20 protein-coding genes and 1 tRNA gene are annotated in these 18,780 nt (G+C 53.7%); 13 read left to right on the forward strand and 8 right to left on the reverse strand.

The window, feature by feature from the left end:
• Nucleotides 1-2: 2 nt before the first annotated feature.
• Together AC1RSM_RS03330 and AC1RSM_RS03335 are read left to right on the forward strand one after the other, a co-directional pair.
• Nucleotides 3-347: a c-type cytochrome gene (locus AC1RSM_RS03330; RefSeq protein WP_492929466.1), complete on the forward strand. Its 345-nt coding sequence runs from the start codon at nucleotides 3-5 to the stop codon at nucleotides 345-347.
• A 48-nt stretch (nucleotides 348-395) separates the two neighbouring features.
• On the forward strand, nucleotides 396-1,376 hold the full coding sequence (locus tag AC1RSM_RS03335) for a precorrin-2 dehydrogenase/sirohydrochlorin ferrochelatase family protein (protein WP_492929468.1): 981 nt from the start codon (nucleotides 396-398) through the stop codon (nucleotides 1,374-1,376).
• 1,117 nt (nucleotides 1,377-2,493) lie between these two features.
• Here AC1RSM_RS03335 and nirJ read toward each other — a convergent pair.
• From nirJ to cobA, 7 genes are all read right to left on the reverse strand, one after another.
• Entirely contained in the window at nucleotides 2,494-3,789 is a 1,296-nt protein-coding gene (gene nirJ, locus AC1RSM_RS03340) for a heme d1 biosynthesis radical SAM protein NirJ (protein ID WP_492929470.1), read from the reverse strand.
• 2 nt (nucleotides 3,790-3,791) lie between these two features.
• Nucleotides 3,792-4,289, reverse strand: a complete 498-nt coding sequence (gene ahbB, locus AC1RSM_RS03345; RefSeq protein ID WP_492929472.1) for a siroheme decarboxylase subunit beta — start codon at nucleotides 4,287-4,289, stop codon at nucleotides 3,792-3,794.
• Between the two features lies 1 nt (nucleotide 4,290).
• Complete coding sequence (locus AC1RSM_RS03350) at nucleotides 4,291-4,776, reverse strand: Lrp/AsnC family transcriptional regulator (protein WP_492929474.1); 486 nt, start codon at nucleotides 4,774-4,776, stop codon at nucleotides 4,291-4,293.
• Nucleotides 4,769-5,755, reverse strand: a complete 987-nt coding sequence (gene ahbB / locus AC1RSM_RS03355; RefSeq protein ID WP_492929476.1) for a siroheme decarboxylase subunit beta — start codon at nucleotides 5,753-5,755, stop codon at nucleotides 4,769-4,771. The genes AC1RSM_RS03350 and ahbB (AC1RSM_RS03355) overlap by 8 nt, the downstream gene beginning before the upstream one ends.
• Entirely contained in the window at nucleotides 5,745-6,905 is a 1,161-nt protein-coding gene (locus tag AC1RSM_RS03360) for a cytochrome D1 domain-containing protein (protein WP_492929478.1), read from the reverse strand. Before AC1RSM_RS03360 ends, ahbB (AC1RSM_RS03355) begins: the two co-directional genes overlap by 11 nt.
• Nucleotides 6,902-7,210 (reverse strand): c-type cytochrome, encoded by a 309-nt coding sequence (locus AC1RSM_RS03365; protein ID WP_492929480.1) that lies wholly within the window; start codon nucleotides 7,208-7,210, stop codon nucleotides 6,902-6,904. The genes AC1RSM_RS03360 and AC1RSM_RS03365 overlap by 4 nt, the downstream gene beginning before the upstream one ends.
• A 65-nt stretch (nucleotides 7,211-7,275) precedes the next feature.
• Entirely contained in the window at nucleotides 7,276-8,058 is a 783-nt protein-coding gene (cobA, locus tag AC1RSM_RS03370) for a uroporphyrinogen-III C-methyltransferase (protein ID WP_492929482.1), read from the reverse strand.
• Between the two features lie 572 nt (nucleotides 8,059-8,630).
• Here cobA and AC1RSM_RS03375 point away from each other — a divergent pair.
• From AC1RSM_RS03375 to AC1RSM_RS03385, 3 genes are all read left to right on the forward strand, one after another.
• Nucleotides 8,631-8,903 (forward strand): HU family DNA-binding protein, encoded by a 273-nt coding sequence (locus AC1RSM_RS03375; RefSeq protein ID WP_003799450.1) that lies wholly within the window; start codon nucleotides 8,631-8,633, stop codon nucleotides 8,901-8,903.
• 92 nt (nucleotides 8,904-8,995) lie between these two features.
• Nucleotides 8,996-9,071: transfer RNA gene (locus tag AC1RSM_RS03380), tRNA-Val, on the forward strand.
• A 419-nt stretch (nucleotides 9,072-9,490) separates the two neighbouring features.
• Nucleotides 9,491-10,471, forward strand: a complete 981-nt coding sequence (locus tag AC1RSM_RS03385) for an MBL fold metallo-hydrolase (RefSeq protein ID WP_492929485.1) — start codon at nucleotides 9,491-9,493, stop codon at nucleotides 10,469-10,471.
• Nucleotides 10,472-10,684: 213 nt separating this feature from the next.
• Here AC1RSM_RS03385 and AC1RSM_RS03390 read toward each other — a convergent pair whose 3' ends face one another.
• Nucleotides 10,685-11,284 (reverse strand): lysozyme inhibitor LprI family protein, encoded by a 600-nt coding sequence (locus tag AC1RSM_RS03390; protein WP_492929487.1) that lies wholly within the window; start codon nucleotides 11,282-11,284, stop codon nucleotides 10,685-10,687.
• A 352-nt stretch (nucleotides 11,285-11,636) separates the two neighbouring features.
• On the opposite strand from AC1RSM_RS03390, the gene AC1RSM_RS03395 reads away from it, so the two are divergent.
• The 8 genes from AC1RSM_RS03395 (at nucleotide 11,637) to AC1RSM_RS03430 (ending at nucleotide 18,753) form a co-directional block, all read left to right on the forward strand.
• Nucleotides 11,637-12,236, forward strand: coding sequence for a class I SAM-dependent methyltransferase (locus tag AC1RSM_RS03395; protein ID WP_492929489.1), 600 nt, complete (start codon nucleotides 11,637-11,639; stop codon nucleotides 12,234-12,236).
• 158 nt (nucleotides 12,237-12,394) lie between these two features.
• Complete coding sequence (locus AC1RSM_RS03400; RefSeq protein WP_492929491.1) at nucleotides 12,395-13,414, forward strand: sulfate ABC transporter substrate-binding protein; 1,020 nt, start codon at nucleotides 12,395-12,397, stop codon at nucleotides 13,412-13,414.
• 101 nt (nucleotides 13,415-13,515) lie between these two features.
• On the forward strand, nucleotides 13,516-14,355 hold the full coding sequence (cysT, locus tag AC1RSM_RS03405; protein WP_492931433.1) for a sulfate ABC transporter permease subunit CysT: 840 nt from the start codon (nucleotides 13,516-13,518) through the stop codon (nucleotides 14,353-14,355).
• Nucleotides 14,352-15,242 (forward strand): sulfate ABC transporter permease subunit CysW, encoded by an 891-nt coding sequence (cysW, locus tag AC1RSM_RS03410; protein WP_492929493.1) that lies wholly within the window; start codon nucleotides 14,352-14,354, stop codon nucleotides 15,240-15,242. Before cysT ends, cysW begins: the two co-directional genes overlap by 4 nt.
• A gap of 18 nt (nucleotides 15,243-15,260) precedes the next feature.
• A complete protein-coding gene (locus AC1RSM_RS03415) occupies nucleotides 15,261-16,358 on the forward strand; it encodes a sulfate/molybdate ABC transporter ATP-binding protein (protein ID WP_492929495.1) in 1,098 nt (365 codons plus the stop codon).
• Nucleotides 16,359-16,609: 251 nt separating this feature from the next.
• Nucleotides 16,610-17,383: an energy transducer TonB gene (locus AC1RSM_RS03420; RefSeq protein ID WP_492931435.1), complete on the forward strand. Its 774-nt coding sequence runs from the start codon at nucleotides 16,610-16,612 to the stop codon at nucleotides 17,381-17,383.
• A gap of 9 nt (nucleotides 17,384-17,392) precedes the next feature.
• Nucleotides 17,393-18,250, forward strand: a complete 858-nt coding sequence (locus AC1RSM_RS03425; RefSeq protein ID WP_492929497.1) for a MotA/TolQ/ExbB proton channel family protein — start codon at nucleotides 17,393-17,395, stop codon at nucleotides 18,248-18,250.
• Nucleotides 18,251-18,252: 2 nt separating this feature from the next.
• Nucleotides 18,253-18,753 (forward strand): ExbD/TolR family protein, encoded by a 501-nt coding sequence (locus tag AC1RSM_RS03430; RefSeq protein WP_492929499.1) that lies wholly within the window; start codon nucleotides 18,253-18,255, stop codon nucleotides 18,751-18,753.
• The last annotated feature ends 27 nt before the right edge of the window (nucleotides 18,754-18,780 follow it).

The raw sequence follows: 18,780 nt of genomic DNA on the forward strand, positions 1-18,780 counted from the left end.
ACATGAAACAGCTTTTTATCAGCTTGGCGCTTGTCGGCCTCTTGGGTTCCAGCGCAACCTGGGCAGCGGAAAAGCCAGTCGGCTTGCAAGGCACGCATGGGCAGTCTGAACTGTCCACTCAGGCCTCCTCCATGCTGCCCTTGTGTGCCTCGTGTCATGGCCTTGAAGGCATCAGCACAGAGGGCATGTACCCCAACTTGGCCGGACAGAAAGTGGAGTATCTGGTCAAGCAGCTGCAGCAATTCAAAACTCGGGAGCGTAACGATCCCATCATGAGCCCCATGGCCGAGCCCCTGAGCCCGGACATGGTGAATGAATTGGCCGGCTATTTTTCCAGCCTGAAGTAAGTATGAACCGGGCGCCAGTATCTACTGGCGCCTTAAGGATGTAGTGCAATGAATGTGTTTCCCTTGTTTTTCAATCTGAAGGGTAAAGCTGTCACAGTGGTGGGAGGCGGCACAGTGGCAGAACGCAAAGTCAGGCTATTGCTGCGTGCCGGAGCCGTAGTCACTGTGGTTGCTCCCGAGCAAACCCCCTGGCTACGTGCCAGTGCTCAAGCAGGTGCCTTGAACAGCTTGTTTACCGTGTTCACCGCCGAGCATGTTCGCCAGGCCTGGCTGGTTATTGCCGCCACCGGACGGCGTGAGGTCAACCGAATCGTGGCTCAATCAGCCGATGCATTGCGCCTGCCCTGTAACGTGGTGGATGACGGGCAACTGTCTACAGTGCAAGTGCCCGCCATGATTGATCGGTCCCCCTTGATGGTGGCCATTTCCTCTGCTGGCTCGGCACCGGTGTTGGCGCGGCGAGTGCGCGAATGGATAGAAAGTGAGCTGCCAGAATCGCTGGGGGACTTGGCAGGTTTGCTGGCCAGCCGTCGAGCAGATATTAAGCAGGTTTTTCCGGACGTGCATACACGCCGGCACTTCTTTGACTACGTGCTGGATAGCCCTATCCCGGATCTCTTGGCACAAGGGCAAGGGGCAGAGGCGATTGCCGCTTTCGAGGCAGCCTTGCATTCTCAGACGCCTCAGCAGTCCATTCAAGTGACTATCCTGCCTATCGCCGACTTGGAGGCAGTGGACTTGCTCAACTTGCGATCGCTACGCAAATTGAACCAAGCTGATTGGGTTTTGTACCTGCCATTGATGCTGCCCGCAATACTGGAAAAAGCTCGCAGAGACGCACGTTTAGTGGCCCTGGATCAAGAGGGGGGAGTGCTGCAGGATACCTTGCTGAACTCTCAGTTTTGGAAGCCGCTGCGTGATTCTTGGGTAGCCGGCGAGCGTATCGTCATTGCGTGGAAATCATCCTGGGATGCACAGCCTCTAATTGATTTATTACGGAAAGAAGGCTTGGAGTGTGCGCTGGCCTAAGCTGAGCTGATGACAAGTGACAAGTGACAAGTGACAAGTGACAAGTGACAAGTGACAGGTGGCAGGTGACCGATTGCCGATGACAGCCGCTAAGTGACGGTGGGATGCTGGTTGCAGACTGCTTCCTGCTTCCTGCTTCCTGCTTCTTTCCTTCCTCCCTCCCTCCCTCCCTCCCTCCCTCCCTCCTCATCCTTCTACTCCTTGCTTTCTACTTTATTTGCTACTAGCTATCGGCGAATAGTGAGTAGAAAGTAGCCTTTTGCCATCCCCATCCCCATCCCCATCCCCATCCCCATCCCCATCTTCACCTTCCATCTCCCGTTCTTCGTCTCTGGTTTGCTGTTTTCCGCTTCTTTTCCGCCATCGGGCATCCGCGCTGTGTCACCTGTATTTGATTTTCAGCTAACTTTTTTTAGCTGCACGGTGTTCTTTATTGAGGGTAAAGGGAGGGGGCTCCCTGAATTTGGACGATACGAGGCAAGGTGTTTGCCTCTTTTTTTTTGAGGCTTGTTAGCTGCGCTGCTGCGGGTGCTTTAGATTGGCAAGGACTCGAGGGAAAGAGCATAGGGCGGTGTTGAGAGAAGTCAGAGTCGAGTGTTAGGTGTACCAACTTCGCTACACACTGCTGCTTGTGCCAGGATTGTTTATGGTTGCCAGGGCTGATCAGTGTTTATCGCAGCGCTTCATGGATGGGGCGCTTAGCGTGCCAGGTTAGGGCTCGGATTACGAAGCGCCTTTCAATGGTCTTGCTTTACAAGACTTCCAGTCAGCTTGTTCTTATAGTTAATTGTTCATAGCACTTGCCTAGCCAGACTAGAACCTAGATCAGACTGGATAAGGCAAGGCAAGGCAAGGCAAGGCAAGGCTGAGTAGAGTAAAGGAAACGAAAGCGATGTGGGAAAGGTCGGGGCGACTTAGATCAGGGGCTTGGGTGTTCTTGATGTGATGTCACCTCACCTCACATGACCTAACCTGATGGAATAGGCTTGGATGAAATGAGATTGAGGTGGGGTGGAATAGAACGGAGCAGAACAGAAAAGAAAAGAAAAAGAACAGAACGGAGCAGGGCAAGGCGGGGCTGGTAAGCCAATTGTCTCTGTCCCCCAGCCGCCTAACATCAAGCCTGAATTTCTTGATCGTTCAGATAACAGCCAGGGTCTTCAGCCCATACATTGCCTGTGCTTTTTTCAGCCCGAGTGCGCGTATTGCCATTGCAGATATCCAGGTAAAAGCACGTTGCACAGCGGCCTTGTACGGGTCGCGGTCGCTGACGTAGGCCCGCCAGTAAGGGCTCTTGCTTGTCAGACCAAATTTCAGAGAAAGGGCGTTGCAACACATTCCCTAGCGAGTAATGCCACCACATCGTATCCGGGTGCACATTGCCACGATTATCGATATTAGCGACTCCCTGCCCGGATGAGTTCCCGCCCCATTGGCGTAATAGGGCGAGAGTTTTTGCAGCATGCTCAGGGTAGTGACGACGCACCCAATGCAGGAAAAAAACGCCGTCGGCATCGTTGTTGCCAGAGGTGAACTCCTTGGGATTCCCGGCTTGTTGGTACGACATACAGGTGATGAAAAGTTGTTCCATCGCCAGCCGTGTCACTGCGTGGTGGCTGGCCAGGGCGCGATTGCTTAAACCGCGACCTGCAAAGTTCAAATGGGACAGGTAAAAGCGATCGATCTGCTCTTTGTCCATTACAGCCAGCAGGCCCGGCAGGTCTATGGCGTTTTCTTGGGTCAGGGTAAATCGCAGCCCGACTTTGAGCTGACGGTCCCGGCATAGTCGCAATCCCTGTAAGGAAGCGGCATAGGCTCCTTCCTGTCCCCGAATGCGGTCGTGTCTCGCCTGTAGACCATCCAGTGAAATACCGACGTAATCGAAGCCGCAATCGGCAATCTGATCAATGTTTTGCTCGTCGATTAAAGTTCCGTTTGAGGACAGGCCTATGTACATACCTAGGGCTTTGGCATATCGGGCCAGCTCATAGATATCGGGCCGCAGTAAAGGTTCGCCACCGGACAGGATCAATGCGCGCACGCCGAACTGATGTAAGTCGTCCATGACGGCGCACACTTGTTCGTAATTGAGTTCACCCGGAAAGTCTTTGTCCGTGGAGGCTGAATAGCAGTGGCTGCAATGTAGATTACAACGACGTATCAGGTTCCAGATCACAACTGGCGCTTGAGCTAGGCGAATGGCGGGAGCAATTGCAGAAGGTGTGGGCGTTGCTGTAGAGCAGGGGATGGGTGGCTGATGGGACGCATTGGCGGAAGAAGAAGCAGAGGTGGCAGAAGCCATGTTCGCGACAGCAGCACAAGCCGCTGAAGTGCTAGTTGCACGAACAGGGCTTGCTGCGCGAGTATGAGTAGCGCTGTCCAGGGCCGAGATGAAACGGGATATGCGAAACATGCTTATGGGCTCCGAAGACGCAAGCCAGTCTTTTTAAGAATGGCGGTGGAAAACAGAATGTCGTGTTCTCCCAGAGTTTCTGGAAAACGCTGCTTGATTTGTTCGCTAATAGCGTTTGATTGCTGGCGTACAGTGTCGTGGTCTTTGCCATGCAACATGGCAAACAAGTTGTAGGGCCAGGCGGGCAGGCGGCGAGGGCGTCGATAGCAATGACTGACACCGGCTTGTGAGCCTAGCCAGGTACCAACAAGGTCCAAGGCAGGGTCTGCAATATCCCAGACGCACATGCCATTCGCGACGTAGCCCAAGGCGTAGTGATTGGGAATGGCTGCAATGCGGCGGATCAGGCCTTGTTCCTGCATGGTTTGGAAATTCTGCAGTACCTGCGCTTCTGACATGCCTAGTTCCAGAGCCAGCTTTTTGTAGGGTTGCGGTTCTATGGCTAAGCCTTGTTGCGAGGCCCGGATCAGCGCGGAGTATGTGGAATGTAGATGATCCATTTCAAAGCTCCAGTTTCAGACTAAGGGCATACTCCCGCTCTTTGGGAAACGCCAGTACGGGTAAGCCTGTTTCCGTCTCAATCTCGTGCAGGCACCGTTCAATTTCTTCTGGCTGGGCGGTCGCCAGTACGAACCACATATTCAGCACGTGGTCGCGTTGGTAGTTGTGCGCAACCTCGGGGTGGCGATTGACCGCCTTGACGGTACTGTCCCAACGCTTATCTGGAACAGCGATGGCCGCTAGACAGTACGCACCGCCTAGCGCTTCTACTTGAAAAAGAGGTCCGAAACGTGTCAGCACGCCCGATGTCCGCAGGCGAGATACGCGGGCGATTAGCTCCAATTCACTCAGAACAAAAATAGGAGCCAGCTCAGCAAAAGGGCGCGAGCAGATTGGGAAGCCGTCTTGCAAGTGATTGATAATGCGTCGATCTGTGTTGTCCAGCTCGACGGATGAGTGCTTATGATCGATATGGGTATCAGTCATGGTGGGGAGACTTCAGCAAGGCGCCGCGTTGCTTGAAGCAGCGAGTGGAAAAGAGCAGCTCGTGTTTAAACTGGCTGAGCCCCAAACGGGTATTGAGCGAGGCATGTAATTTCCTGACTTGTTCCCGATCTTTACCGTGAATCATGCAAAACAACTGGTGTTGCCACTCAGGTGGATGGGGGCGGCGTCGGTAGCATAGGGTGATGTCACTTTGCTGAGCCAGCTGTTCCCCCAGAGCATCAATCAAGGCATCGGGCACGGTCCAGACGCACATGGCATTGGCGCGATAGCCCAAGGCCCGATGGCGTAGCACCACACCGAATCGTCGGAAAATGCCCTGTTCTAAAAATAGCTTGATGTGCTGCAGGACCTGCTTGTCGTTCATGCCTGCCTGCTCTGCCCAAGGCTTAAAGGGTTCAGCTTGGATTTTTAAGCCTTGCAGAGTGCATTCCAGTAGTGTTCGCTCCGGGCTACCGTCTGCGGGCAGGCAAGCGCTAGTGGACAAGGGGCTGGTGACTTTGTCGTGATCGACCAGGCTAAATCCTAGGTCAATGTGGTAGGCCTTGATCATGGGCAGCGACAGGGGGAGTAGCCCGGTGTGCTTAGTGATGTGGTTCAGCGTGGCTTGACGTTCCTTCGCATCAGCGCAGGTCAGCACAAACCATAGATTGATGGTGTGTCCGCGCTCATAGTTATGGTTGACGGCGGGCAGCGTGCTCACCCACGTAGCTACAGACTCAAGACGTTCGGCTGGAACGTGCATCCCCACTAGAGTGCTGCTCATACAGGCAGGGTTTAGTACGGGACCAATGCGGCTGATGATGCCTTCTGCATGCCATTGCTGAAAATAGTCCAGTACGTTTTGTTCACTTAAGCCCAGTAGCAGTCCGAGCTTTCGGAAGGGACGTTGCTCCAAGGGAAATCCGTGTTGCCAAGCATTGAGCAATTGGAAGGCCGACGGGGAGAGATCAGAAACCAATGCGACTGCTCCGATGAGTAAAGAACACTCCGCTGGGTTGCTGAATATCCAGGGATTTCAAGCGCTTGAAAGTGTGAGTGTCGTACACGCTGACCCGGTTGTCGTCGCGCGCAGAAATCCAGACTGCTTCGCCACGTGGTGTGAATTCCATATGCAGGACGGCCTTACCTACCTCCAGGGTCTGCGTCACTTGCAAGGTGGAGACATCGATGACTTGAACCTTGTCGTTATCAGGAAAGGCGAAGTTCACCCAGATTTGACGGCCATCAGGCTGAGCCATGACAAACACGGGCTGCCCTTGAACTGGAATGCGGGTTTTTTCCTGCCAGTTGAGGGTGCTGGCGACCAAGACTTCATGGCGACCTATAGCCGGTAAAAACAGGTCTTGTCCTGCCATGGACCATCCTCGTAGGTGAGGCATTTTGTAGACAGGTAGGGCGCTCTGTCCACGACCGTAGCCCTCTAGTATTTTTCTTACTCCGGCCTCTGAATTCCATAAGTCCAGCATGGCCAATGCGTCTTCCCCAAACAGGCCTGCAATGTAATAGCGACCGTCGGGCGTGACCATGGCATCGTAGGGCTGAAGGCCTGCAGCAAAGCGCCGAGTTTGCGGGTGAAAAGGGTCAGATAAGTCTGTGAGCCAGATTTCACCCGCTTCAAACAGGGAGTAGGCAAATTGCTGATTGGGCAGGTCGGCCAGCCCGACTACTTTCGCGCGTTGGCCGGGAGCGTATTCGGCAGGGACTTCGCTGATCAGGTCTAAGGACTGAGCATCAAAGACTTTGATTCCGCCAGGTTCGTAGTTTTGAACCACAATGAGTTTGCCGTTTTGGGAAATTGCCCCGCCGATGGCATTGCCAGATTGAATTATGCGACGCTCTACGACCTGTTTCAGCAGATCAACTTTGCTTAAACCCCCATCCCGTCCGAACACATAACCGTAGCGTCCGTCGCGGGAATAAGTGATATGGGCGTGGGAGAGGTCACCCAGGCCACTCATACGTGCAAGCTGGCTGGCATGAGAGGTCTCAACCAAGGCGACACTGCCACTGGCGCGCTCCACAACCAGGCCTAGGTCATGCGTGCCTCGGGGAGGGCTGGCGCAAGCGACAAGTCCCAAAGCCAGACCAAGAGTGATGAGTGCTTTCATGGCGCAGTATCCGAAGCGTATAGTAGAAATCCGGCCAGCCAATGGCTTTCCGCAGGATCAATAAATGGACTCCAGCCCGGCATGGCCGTACCAGGGCGTCCATGCAGAATCGTCCAGGCAATTTGCTCTACGGTTTGACCTTGCAAGGCAGAGGCGTTCAACGCCGGGCCCAACCCTCCTTTCAGGTAAAGACCATGGCAAGAACCACATTCTTGATGGAGCAAAGTACGTAATGCAGCCTGACGATCGGGGGAGGGCGGGCCTTCAGTGGCTGCTGTGGGCTGAGGTAGGAGCAATGCGCCCACAAGGGCGATGCTTAGAGCAAGTACAGGCCGCCTGCCGTTTCGTTTCATGGAAGAAAGCAGGCCGTTCACGTCAAGGCCCAGGAGGACTCGTGTGTGAGCGTAGCGGATGATGATTGGGCGGTGTTTGGGTAGTCAGGGTGCAGTTGCACGACCTGCCCGATGATCAGCAAGGCCGGTGGTTGGAAGCTCTGGGCGAGTTCAGGCAAAGCTTGCAATGTGCCCAAGGCCCAGCGTTGGCTTTTAAGCGTGCCATCTTGCGCTAGAGCGATAGGTGTCTGGGGGCTGCGACCATGTTGGATCAAGGACTGTACGATAGGGTGGCAATTGGCCATCGCCATGTAAAAGACGAGGGTACAGGATGGGTCGGCTAAGGACTTCCAATCCAGCTTCAGCCCCTGATTGTCCCGTAAGTGACCGGTGATAAAGCGTACGCTGCTGGCCAGCCCCCGGTGGGTCAAGGGAATGCCCAAGGAGGCCGCACACCCTGTTGCTGCGGTAATCCCAGGGACAACCTCGACAGAGATACCGTGCTGGTGCAGATAGGCTTGTTCCTCGCCCCCGCGCCCAAAGATAAAGGGGTCTCCGCCTTTGAGGCGCACCACGCATTGATGGGTTCTGGCCAAGGACAAGAGTGTGTGGTGGATATCCTCCTGCATGCTGGGTTTGCAGGCGGCTACTTTGCCTACATCGTGCAAATCGGCATCGGGGTTGATGCAATCCATAATGGCTGGGCTGACCAGTCGGTCATAGACCACAGCATCTGCGTTCTGCAGCAGATATAACGCGCGTAGTGTCAGAAGTTCAGGGTCGCCAGGCCCCGCTCCGACCAGATAAACCTTGCCATGCATCGCTGTGCTCCTTGACAGTAGAGACTGCCGAAATGCAGTCAAACAATGCAGAAAATTGTAGGGGTGCAAGGCGATCAAACATGGGCACAGTTGATGCCCGTGTGAAGGATGCAGAACCAAGAAACTCAGGGCTAGGGCGGGTAGGCAGAGTAATACTAAGTTGTTGGCCGATAAGGAGGGCGGCTTAATTCACTGTTTTTCAGTGTCCTGTAGTGGTGACATAAGTGCCTGAAAAATCATTCAAAATCACAGTATCAGCTGGCTAATTTTGAGGTTGCTCAGGCCCCAAATAACATATTTGCGGCACCCTGTTAAGCTTCTCGATGCAAAATAGGGAAAGTCCTGTAACTTGTATCAACAGTGAGCAATGATGCGGGTTACAGGGGTTTTTTTGCTTGACACGTGTATTAAAGGAAGGCTTAATACGCGGTAGCCAACCGGGGCAGTTGTGCGCCTGGTTGCAATGCAGACGGTAGTGCTTGGATGTTCTGTCGTTGTCACTATTAAGTCTGGCCGTCACAAACTGGTTCCCGCTGGGGGCCCGTAAAATAATTTTCAGGGGTATTTTCTCAATGAATAAAACCGAGCTTATCGAATTCATTTCCACCAAAGCCGATCTGTCCAAAGCTGACGCTGGTCGTGCACTGGATGCGTTTATCGATGCCGTGACCACCACGCTGAAAGAAAAAGATACGGTTACTCTGGTTGGTTTTGGCACCTTCGCTGTGTCGGAACGCGCTGCCCGTTCGGGTCGTAACCCACGTACCGGTGAAACTATCGAGATCGAAGGCGCAAACGTGCCTAAGTTCCGTCCCGGTAAGGCTCTGAAAGACGCTGTAAATTAATTTTTTAAATTAATTTACGCAAAAGGCTTGCATAAAGAATTCTTTGGTCCTATAATTCTTCTTCTTCATAAGAAGAACGGCATCACTGAAATGGGTGCTTAGCTCAGCTGGTAGAGCGGCGCCCTTACAAGGCGTAGGTCGGGGGTTCGAACCCCTCAGCACCCACCATTTCTTTTGCTAGTCGAATCAAGCACTTAGGTAAAACTAAGTGCTTTTTTTGTTTCTGCTTCTTGTGCAGCTATCGCCATCAGGTTGTCCTTTCTGCCAGCCAGTAATTTCATCAATTGCTTGCTCTTGATTCACGTTACCAACTGTATCGGTAAGCTGGTGCTTGAGTTAGCAATAGCAGCGAGCGGATAAGGCTGCTTATCCAGGTGATAGTGAATATCGCCATTCTCCCGATCCCTTGTCCACTGACACCTGCCCTCGCCTGGAACTAGGCACTTGTTGAGTGGCAAGCAGTCCATGTCCCCATTCCACTTTTGCTCTCTGCCTCCCTAGGGAAATACCTAGCTGCATATCTAATTGTATGTAATAACATATGATTGTCTCGATTAGTTTAGGCTTCAATAATTGGGAGAGGGGATATGAGGCGATTGTTAAAGGCGGTGTGTACTGGGATTCTGTTGGGATTGGCGGCGGTCAGTCAGGCGGGGAGCATGAAAGTCGTGTTGTTAGGCACGGGGACGCCTGCTCCTTATGCGGAGAGGGCAGGTCCTGCGACTTTGGTGCAGGCTGGCCCAGAAACGCTGCTGTTCGATACGGGGCGTGGAGTGGCGACACGATTATTTCAGAAGGGAGTAGCCCCTGATTCGATCACGGCCCATTTCTTCACCCATCTTCATTCAGACCACACGGTGGGTTTACCAGATTTGTGGCTGACCGGCTGGTTTGGCAGACCCTGGCCGGGCCGCACGACTCCTTTGCGTATCTATGGCCCAAAGGGCACCAAAACGATGACAGACTATTTACCCAAGGCTTACGACGAGGACATTCGTATCCGTGTTCAAGATCAGGGGCTGCCGGTGGAGGGAGTGAGCTTTCTGACGCAGGAGTTCGATAAAGGCGGGGTGGTTTATAGCAAGAACGGGGTGACCGTCACTGCAGTGGAGGTTGATCACGGGGGTGATTTGATCCCCGCTTTCGGGTTCATTGTGGAGTATGACGGTAAAAAGGTCGCGATCTCGGGGGATGCGACCTACGATAAACGGCTCATCGAGGCAGCTCACAATGCGGATGTCTTTGTGCACTCTGTGGCGCTCATTGATCCGGCCTTTTTGAAAGTTCGCCCGGTTCTGAATGAGACTCTTAAGCACTTTGCGACGCCTGAAGAGGTTGGGAAGGTGTTTTCAGAGAGCAAGCCGGCGGTGGGGGCGTACACCCATATTATTTATTATTCGCCAGAATCAGGATCTCGTATTCCCGAGCAGACTTTGTTGGAGCGCACACGCAGCACCTATCAAGGGCCAGTGGTGATGGGACAAGATCTGACGGAGTTCTTGATTGAGGAAAAAGAAGTTCTAGTGCATGACCCCGCAGGTGCCCAGGTATTGCAGGTGCAGCGTTAGTAAGGCTAAGGTTTAGTGCATCTGTATACGCTGCTGAGCTTCGGAGGAGGAGTGATCATTAATCGAAATCATTCGTTTGGCGGCCCTCTTATATGCTCTGTTTAACGGTTTCAGCCCCTGGCTGTATCATCTCAGTTTCAAAGGGGTCGGCAGCTTCCTGGTAGTGTTTTTTTGTGGGGTGATGTTTTATGGTTTTTAATATCACCCTGGTTTTTATAAAATACCAAAAAATATGAATGCAGCAGATAAGGTGTAGAGGATGTAGACCGCTTTTGGAATGGTTCTATTGTTTTTATATCCTGTCTTGAAACGCCTATCCTTTTTAGGTGTTATCCATTGTGCTAGTGCAAAAAAAGCAATGGCAAAAACAAAAAATAAGGATTTGTCGGTTTTAGAGCTCGGCTCAGGGACGGCCCGAGACTGTGGGGAAGAAGGTGTGACCTGTCTGCTAACACTACGGGGAGTGCTTGCGGTGTCATTGATAAGGGTTAATGCGGTGATTCTAGCCCGATAGGCATCTTTCAGACATTCAAGGTCATTGCAGGCATCCCGAGTGCTTGTCAGCCACAGCCGTTGTTGCTGCTTAATAGCCTCACGATTATTGCTCTGAGTGCGTGCAATCTTATATTTTTCGTTAAGCGTCTCATCGAGTTCAGATAGTTGAGGATCTGCACAGATTTGGTGTTCGATGGAAGTAGCGGCTTTATTGCAATCAAAGCTGGCAGCAGGTGACCATATAGTCCAGCATGTTGTTAATAAAAATACGATCGCTCTTAATAATTTAAATTCTATATTTTTTATAAAATTTTTCATATTTCTGTATTCTAAAATCAACTCTTAATTCGGTCTTTATTGGATCGTGAGTTTGGTGTCTAGCTTAGTGAGCACGTTCTATCCGAAATTTTGGGTTGAGTAGGAATAGTGATGTAAGGAAGGTTTTATAGGTCAGGGATACCATATTCGATAGCTCGCGGTATAGGCAGGTTGAATATGAGGGGGATTACGTATCTTTTTAGAGCATTGGGTTTTATATCTAGTAGATAGGGATGCGTTGGCCGCTAGCGTTCTTATCCTGTAATCCTTGAGCGTGATTGGTAGCAAGGGGCTTCCTCAAGTACAGTCTTAGTTCATTCCAGCAGTTCTCCCACGCAAGGAAGTCCCATCGATGTTCTCCGACCCCTGGCTTGATCGTTGGCTGCCTCTTGTTATTCAACATGGGGCAGTATCGCTCGTCCTAGAGATTGGCTGCGGTTTTGGTGATGACACGGTCACGCTTAGCCGGGCAGGGTTGGATGTGATTGCCTTTGATTTATCTCCGGGGTGCGTCGCAACGGCCAGGCAACGTGCGCCAGATGCGCATATTGAATGTCGGGACTCGCGTGATCCTTTTCCAGCAGCGGCCACAGACTTTGGGGTCGTCATCGCCAGTCTGTCTCTGCATTACTTTCCCTGGCTTGAAACCAAGGCAATGGTGCAACGGGTGTGGGATAGCCTGAAACCCGGTGGGATTTTTCTGTGTCGCCTCAATTCCACTGAAGATGTGAACTTTGGAGCGGGGCAGGGGGAGTTGATTGAAGAGAACTTCTACAACGATCAAGGCAAGCAAAAGCGCTTCTTTGATCAGGCCGCGCTGGACAGGCTTTTTGGGCAGGAGTGGCAACGAATCTCGGTACAACACATGACATCGCGCAAATATATAAGGCGAAAGGCGATGTGGGAGTTGGTGTTGGTTAAACCCGAGTCCAAGCCAGGCCTCCAAGCGTGAACTGTGTTTAAGGGCTCTTTGCTAGGCTTTCTTGGTAAACCGCCCTCAGCCCCTCCATCTCTGCGCTATATCTAATCAAAGAATCGGTATTTAGCTAGGCGAAACAGCCTTGCTAGACTCGTTCTCATTGCTTGGAAATGGTTTCTAGGGGATGGGAAATGAAGCGGATTCAACAGAAGTGGAAGGGCGTCAAGGCGGGGGCCTTGCTGGCGTTAGTGCTGGCTGCGGCGACGGCGGTGGCCGCCGAGGTCAGTATTCTGAATGTCTCTTACGACCCGACTCGTGAGCTGTACTCTGAATTCAATAAGGCCTTCCAAGCCCATTACAAAGAACAAACTGGCGACAGCGTGGTGATCCGCAGTTCCCACGGTGGCTCCAGCAAGCAGGCCCGCACCGTGATTGATGGCGTGCCTGCTGATGTCGTGACGCTGGGCATTTCGTCCGATATTGATCAGATTGCGCAGTCTGGCTTGCTGGACGCAGGCTGGCAGGCGCGTTTGCCGGATAACAGCACACCCTACACCTCCACCATTGTGCTCTTGGTGCGCAAGGGCAATCCCAAAGGTATTAAGGATTGGGATGATTTGATCCGTTCCGATGTGAAAGTGGTCACGCCTAACCCCAAGACCTCGGCTGGGGCGCGCTGGAATTATCTGGCCGCTTGGCTTTATGCCCTCAAGCAAGGTAATGGGGACGAGGACAAGGCACGAGATTTCGTCTCCAAGCTGTATCGCAACGTCAGTGTTCTGGATTCCGGAGCGCGCGGATCGACAACGACCTTTGTAGAGCGTGGCATTGGGGATGTGCTGATTGCCTGGGAAAACGAGGCTCTGCTGTCGGTCAAGGATTTGGGGCCAGATCGCTTTGATATCGTTGTCCCGTCCAGCAGTATTCTGGCTGAGCCTCCCGTGGCCCTGGTCGATGCTAATGCGGCCAAGCATGGCACCCAGAAAGTGGCCCAAGCGTATTTGGAGTATCTCTACAGCCCTGAGGGTCAGGAGATTGCTGCCCGCCATTTTTATCGTCCTCGACTGGAATCGGTCGCAGCAAAATACCGTGATCAGTTCCCGAGCTTAAAGCTCTACAAGGTGGATGATGAGCTGGGCGGCTGGACTCAGGTACAGGCCAAGCACTTTGCCGATGGCGGCGTATTTGACAGCATTTATTTGAGCAAATGAGCCCCGCCACCACACCGGACCGCAGTCTGCCCCAAGCCCGCCGATGGGGCTTTTTGCCAGCCGCTCGCAAACAGCGTGCCTTGCCAGGTTTCGGCCTGACTATGGGTTTATCCATCAGCTACTTAAGCCTGATTGTGTTGATTCCCTTGTCCGCCGTCCTGCTCAAGACAACAACAATGGGGTGGTCGGCCTTTTGGGAAACCATCAGCGCTGCCCGCGTCCTGGCTTCCTTGAAGCTGACCTTTGGTATGGCAGCGCTGGCAGCTTTGATTAACGGCGTATTTGGCCTGATTCTGGCTTGGGTGTTGGTGCGCTACCGCTTTCCGGGCCGTCGCATCGTGGATGCCTTGATTGATCTGCCCTTTGCTTTACCCACTTCGGTTGCAGGGATTTCGCTGGCAGCCATCTATGCCCCAACGGGTTGGATTGGTTCCTGGGCGGAGCCTTATGTGGGCCAGATCGCCTTTACTCCTTGGGGCGTGTTGATTGCGCTGGTCTTTATTGGTCTGCCATTTGTCGTGCGCACGGTGCAACCTGTGCTGGAAGAGCTGGAGCAGGAGCAAGAGGAAGTCAGTGCCTGTTTGGGAGCCGATCGTTTCCAGACCGTCTCCAAAGTGATTTTTCCGGCCATTTTGCCTGCTTGCCTGACGGGTGTGGCCTTGGCCTTTGCGCGGGCAGTGGGTGAATATGGCTCGGTCATTTTTATTGCCGGTAATGTGCCCATGGTCTCGGAAATTACCCCTTTGCTTATCGTGATCAAGCTGGAACAGTTTGACTATGCCGGAGCCTCCGCGCTGGCGGTGTTGATGATGGTTTTGTCTTTCATCATCCTGTTGGCCATCAATCGCTTGCAGTGGTATCTGCAGTCCCGTCATTCTGGACAGGCTCGCGGTAAAGCGGCCAAAGTGGCCGCGCCGCTGTCCTTGGAGGCCGCCCGATGAGCACGACCTTGGTGATGGAATCGAATGTGCAGGCGGTGCCGGTGCATACGGCGCGTTTGCGGGCCGCTCAGGATGAGAGCAGGCTGGTCAAGGTGGTACTGATTAGTATCGCCTTGCTGTTCTTTGTGCTGTTTTTGCTCTTGCCTTTAGTGCTGGTTTTTATGACGGCCTTTAGTCGAGGCGTCATGCCTTATCTGTCGGCTTTGAGCGAAAGTGATACCTTGCACGCCGCCAGTCTGACCGTTCTGGTTGCTGTCATTGCCGTCCCCTTGAATATTGCTTTTGGTCTGGCGGCTGCGTGGGCGATTTCGCGGTTCGATTTTCGTGGCAAAAGCGTGTTGACTACCTTGATTGATCTGCCGTTTTCGGTCTCGCCCGTAATTGCCGGATTGATGTTCCTTCTGATCTTCGGGCGGCAGGGGCCGTTCTGGGACTGGCTGGATGCCAATAATATTCGTATTGTGTTTGCCTTGCCGGGGCTGGTATTGGCAACCTTGTTTGTGACCTTTCCCTTTGTGGCGCGGGAACTGATTCCCCTGATGCAAATGCAGGGTAGCGAAGAAGAGCAGGCGGCCCGGGTTCTGGGGGCAAGCGGACGGCAAATGTTTTGGCGGGTGACTCTGCCCAAGATCAAATGGGGCCTCTTGTATGGCGTAATTCTGTGTAATGCGCGTGCAATGGGTGAATTCGGGGCGGTGTCTGTGCTGTCAGGTCATATACGTGGTCAGACCAACACACTGCCTTTACATGTCGAGATTGAGTACAACGACTATCACACAGTGGGCGCCTTTGCGTCGGCCTCTGTGCTGGCAGTATTGGCTTTACTGACGTTGGCGCTTAAATTGTGGTCCGAGCGCAAAATGGTTCAAGACGGTCATCGTGGATGACCGCATTCGGAGTTCATTATGAGTATCGAAGTTCGTCATCTATCTAAACAGTTCGGTGCGTTTACCGCCTTGGGTGATGTGACATTGGATTTTCCGGCGGGCGAACTGGTGGCCTTGCTGGGCCCTTCAGGCTGCGGCAAGACGACCTTGCTTCGCATCGTGGCGGGCCTGGAACATGCGGATGCGGGTCAGGTGCTGATCAACGGCAAGGATGTGGCTGCGGTTGGCACACGGGACAGGCAAGTCGGGTTTGTGTTTCAGCACTACGCCTTGTTCCGTCACATGACTGTGTTTGAGAACGTGGCCTTTGGTCTGCGTATCAAGCCTCGCAAGCAACGTCTGCCTGAAGCGCAGATCCGTCAGCGTGTGCACGAACTGCTGGAGCTGGTTCAACTGGACTGGCTGGCGGATCGTTATCCCGCCGCCTTGTCAGGCGGTCAGCGACAACGCATCGCCTTGGCCCGTGCTTTGGCGGTAGAGCCAGGCGTGCTCTTGCTGGATGAGCCCTTCGGAGCGCTGGACGCCAAAGTTCGCAAAGAATTGCGCTCGTGGTTGCGGCGCTTGCATGATGATCTGCATATCAGCACCTTGTTTGTGACGCACGATCAGGAAGAGGCGATTGAAGTCGCTGACCGTATCGTGGTTCTGAACAAGGGCAGGGTGGAGCAGGAGGGTGCGCCGCAAGACGTGTACAACCATCCGGCCAGTCCCTTTGTGTATGAGTTCCTGGGGGCGGCCAACCGCTTGCCGGGGCAATTCCAGCAAGGGCGCTTTGTGGCTGATCCTCAACTGGGACAATTTGAGTCCAGTCAGGCCTTGAATGGACAAAGCGCCGGGCAAGGCGAGGCAGTAGGCTATGTCCGTCCCCATGACCTGGATTTGCAGCGTCAGCTGGATGGCCAAGGGATTGTGGTGGCTGTGCAGCGGATCATTCCCTTGGGGGCGACGGTGCGGGTTGAACTGGCCTTAAACGAGGGGGATCGTGCCTGGGAAGCCGAGTTCGATCACCAGCGTTGGTCTCAGCTCGGTTTGCGTCCTGGCGAACGGGCTTTGGCCTTGCCACGCAAGTTCAGCGCCTTCCCCTTGGAACCCCAGGCTGAAGTACGCGTTTCCTAGCCTTTTTTGCAAATTATTCTCAACAGGCTGGCCTATGGTCAGCCTGTCTGCGTTAGTATCTGGGAGGTTTTTGCAGGGCGGATTTTAGGCAGGAAATATTCCAGGAATTTAGTATTGAGAATCATTCCTGTTTCTGTTAAGATTCGATACTTCACTGGGCATCCTGTCCGGTCCCGTCATGGTCCATGCGGGTTGCAGAATGTGTAGAACGGATTATGACCGGAATTGCTTCTCAAATGAATAATCGCTCGATGCTGGCCTTGAAGGCAACGGGACTGGCATTAGCACTGGGATTGCACGTTGGTGTCTTGGCTACCCTCTTGTGGACAGAAACCCCCAAGATAGTGGGTGAACCAGCCCCTATGGATGTTGTTGGGGTGACTTTGCTGGAAGTTACAGAGTCCCCGCAACAACAGGAACAGGTCAGTGCACCCCCTGAAGAGGTAGTGGCTGAACCGGAGCCGGAACCCGAGCCAGAAGTGGAACCCGAACCAGAGCCTGAACCGGAACCGGAACTTGAGCCGGAACCCGAGCCAGAGCCTATCGTGGAAAAACCACCGCTGCCCGAGCCGCCCAAGCCAAAACCCAAGCCCAAACCAAAACCTAAGCCCAAGCCACAACCGAAGCCCGAAGTGCCGCCGGCAGAAACGCCGCAACCGGCTCAGCCTGCAGCTCCTGCTGCCCAGGCCGGTCCGGCCACGGACAATACGGCTCAATCTGCTGCCCGTTCTACGGATGGCGATCGGCCCAAGCTGATTGGTCGCGTGGACTATTTGGGGCGTCGCCCTGTGCCTGTCTACCCACGGGCATCGGAGCGTCGTCGCGAACAGGGGCGCGTGGTGGTTCGCGTAGTGATTTCAACCCAAGGAACAGTGTTGGAAGCCAAGGTACAAAACTCATCCGGTTATGAGCGTCTGGATGAGTCGGCGCTGAGGGCTGTACGCACAGCACGTTTCAAACCATATACGGAAAATGGTGTGGCCTATCGTGCCATGGCCGATATTCCTTTCGACTTTGTTTACTAGGATATATCAATGATGCAGGAACTATTTCAAAGCGTATGGGTAAGCCTGGCCCAGGTTGCAGGGCCTGTCGCCGATCAGGCTGCCGCCAGTGTGGTTGCCGCTGAAGAGGCAACCGGCGTGCTGCATTTCATCCAGCAAAGTGATGTGGTCGGTAAAACGCTGTTCGTGATCCTGGCGCTGATGTCCGTTGCCAGCTGGTATCTGATCATCGTCAAAGGTGTGCTGTCTTTCCGCCTGAAGCGTCGCTCGCAGGCATTTATGCGCGATTTCTGGTCTGCCAGCTCCCTGGAGCAGGTTGAGAACGAAATTTCTACCCACGGTGCGCGCGATCCGTTCAGCCACCTGGCCAGCCACGCTATCCATGCGCAAAAGCACCACGTGAAATACGGTGCCATGCGTCTGGAAGAGAAAGGCTCTACCGATGCCTTTGTGTCGCGCATCATGCGTAAAGTCATGGACGAAGAAACCGCCAAACTGGAAAACGGCCTGACCTTGTTGGCCTCGGTCGGTTCGACGGCTCCTTTTGTTGGTCTGTTCGGCACGGTGTGGGGCGTTTATCACGCGCTGATCAATATCGGCCTGTCCGATGGCGTCACCCTGAACAAGATTGCTGGCCCTGTAGGCGAAGCGCTGGTGATGACCGGTCTGGGTCTGGCCGTGGCGATTCCTGCTGTGTTGGCCTACAACGCCTTTGTACGTACCAACCGTGTTTACTTGTCCCAGCTGGACGCGTTTGCGCACGATCTGTTCACCTTCCTGACTACCGGTCAGCCTGTGCAAGATAACCAGCCTGTTCTGCGTCGCGTTCCCACTTCGGGTGGCGGCACGGCATCCAGTTCGGCAGCGGCTACCAAGCGGGAGCACTAATCATGGCCTTTGGCAGCTTTGATAATCGCAATTCGGGCTCGGCCTTGTCCGAAATCAATATGGTGCCGCTGATCGACGTCATGCTGGTGCTCCTGGTGATTTTTCTGATCACGGCTCCGCTGCTGTCTCACTCCATCAAGATTCAGTTGCCTCAGGCGTCTTCGGAACCGGTACAGCAAGATCCCAAGACCATTGATCTGGCTATTGATGCAGAAGGGCAGATCTTCGTGAACGAGCAGCCGGTTGATCTGGAAGACCTGACAGCCACGTTGGCCCCGTATTCCAAAGATCAGCCTCAGCCCGAGTTGCGCATTCGTGCTGATACCGATACTCGCTATGAAGTGCTGGCCCAAGTCATGAGCCGCTCCAAAGCATCCGGTATGACTCGTTTGGGATTTATCACTCGCCCGGGTCCTACGACCAAGGCAGCCGGTGAAGCAGGCGAGACCAAGGAAGGGACAGCGGTTGCTGAAAAGCCTGCCGCAGCCCAGCCGGCTCAGTAATACTCGCCCCCGTGTTGTTTTTTCTGG

Source organism: Alcaligenes sp. GW821-FHT11D07 (assembly GCF_058808495.1).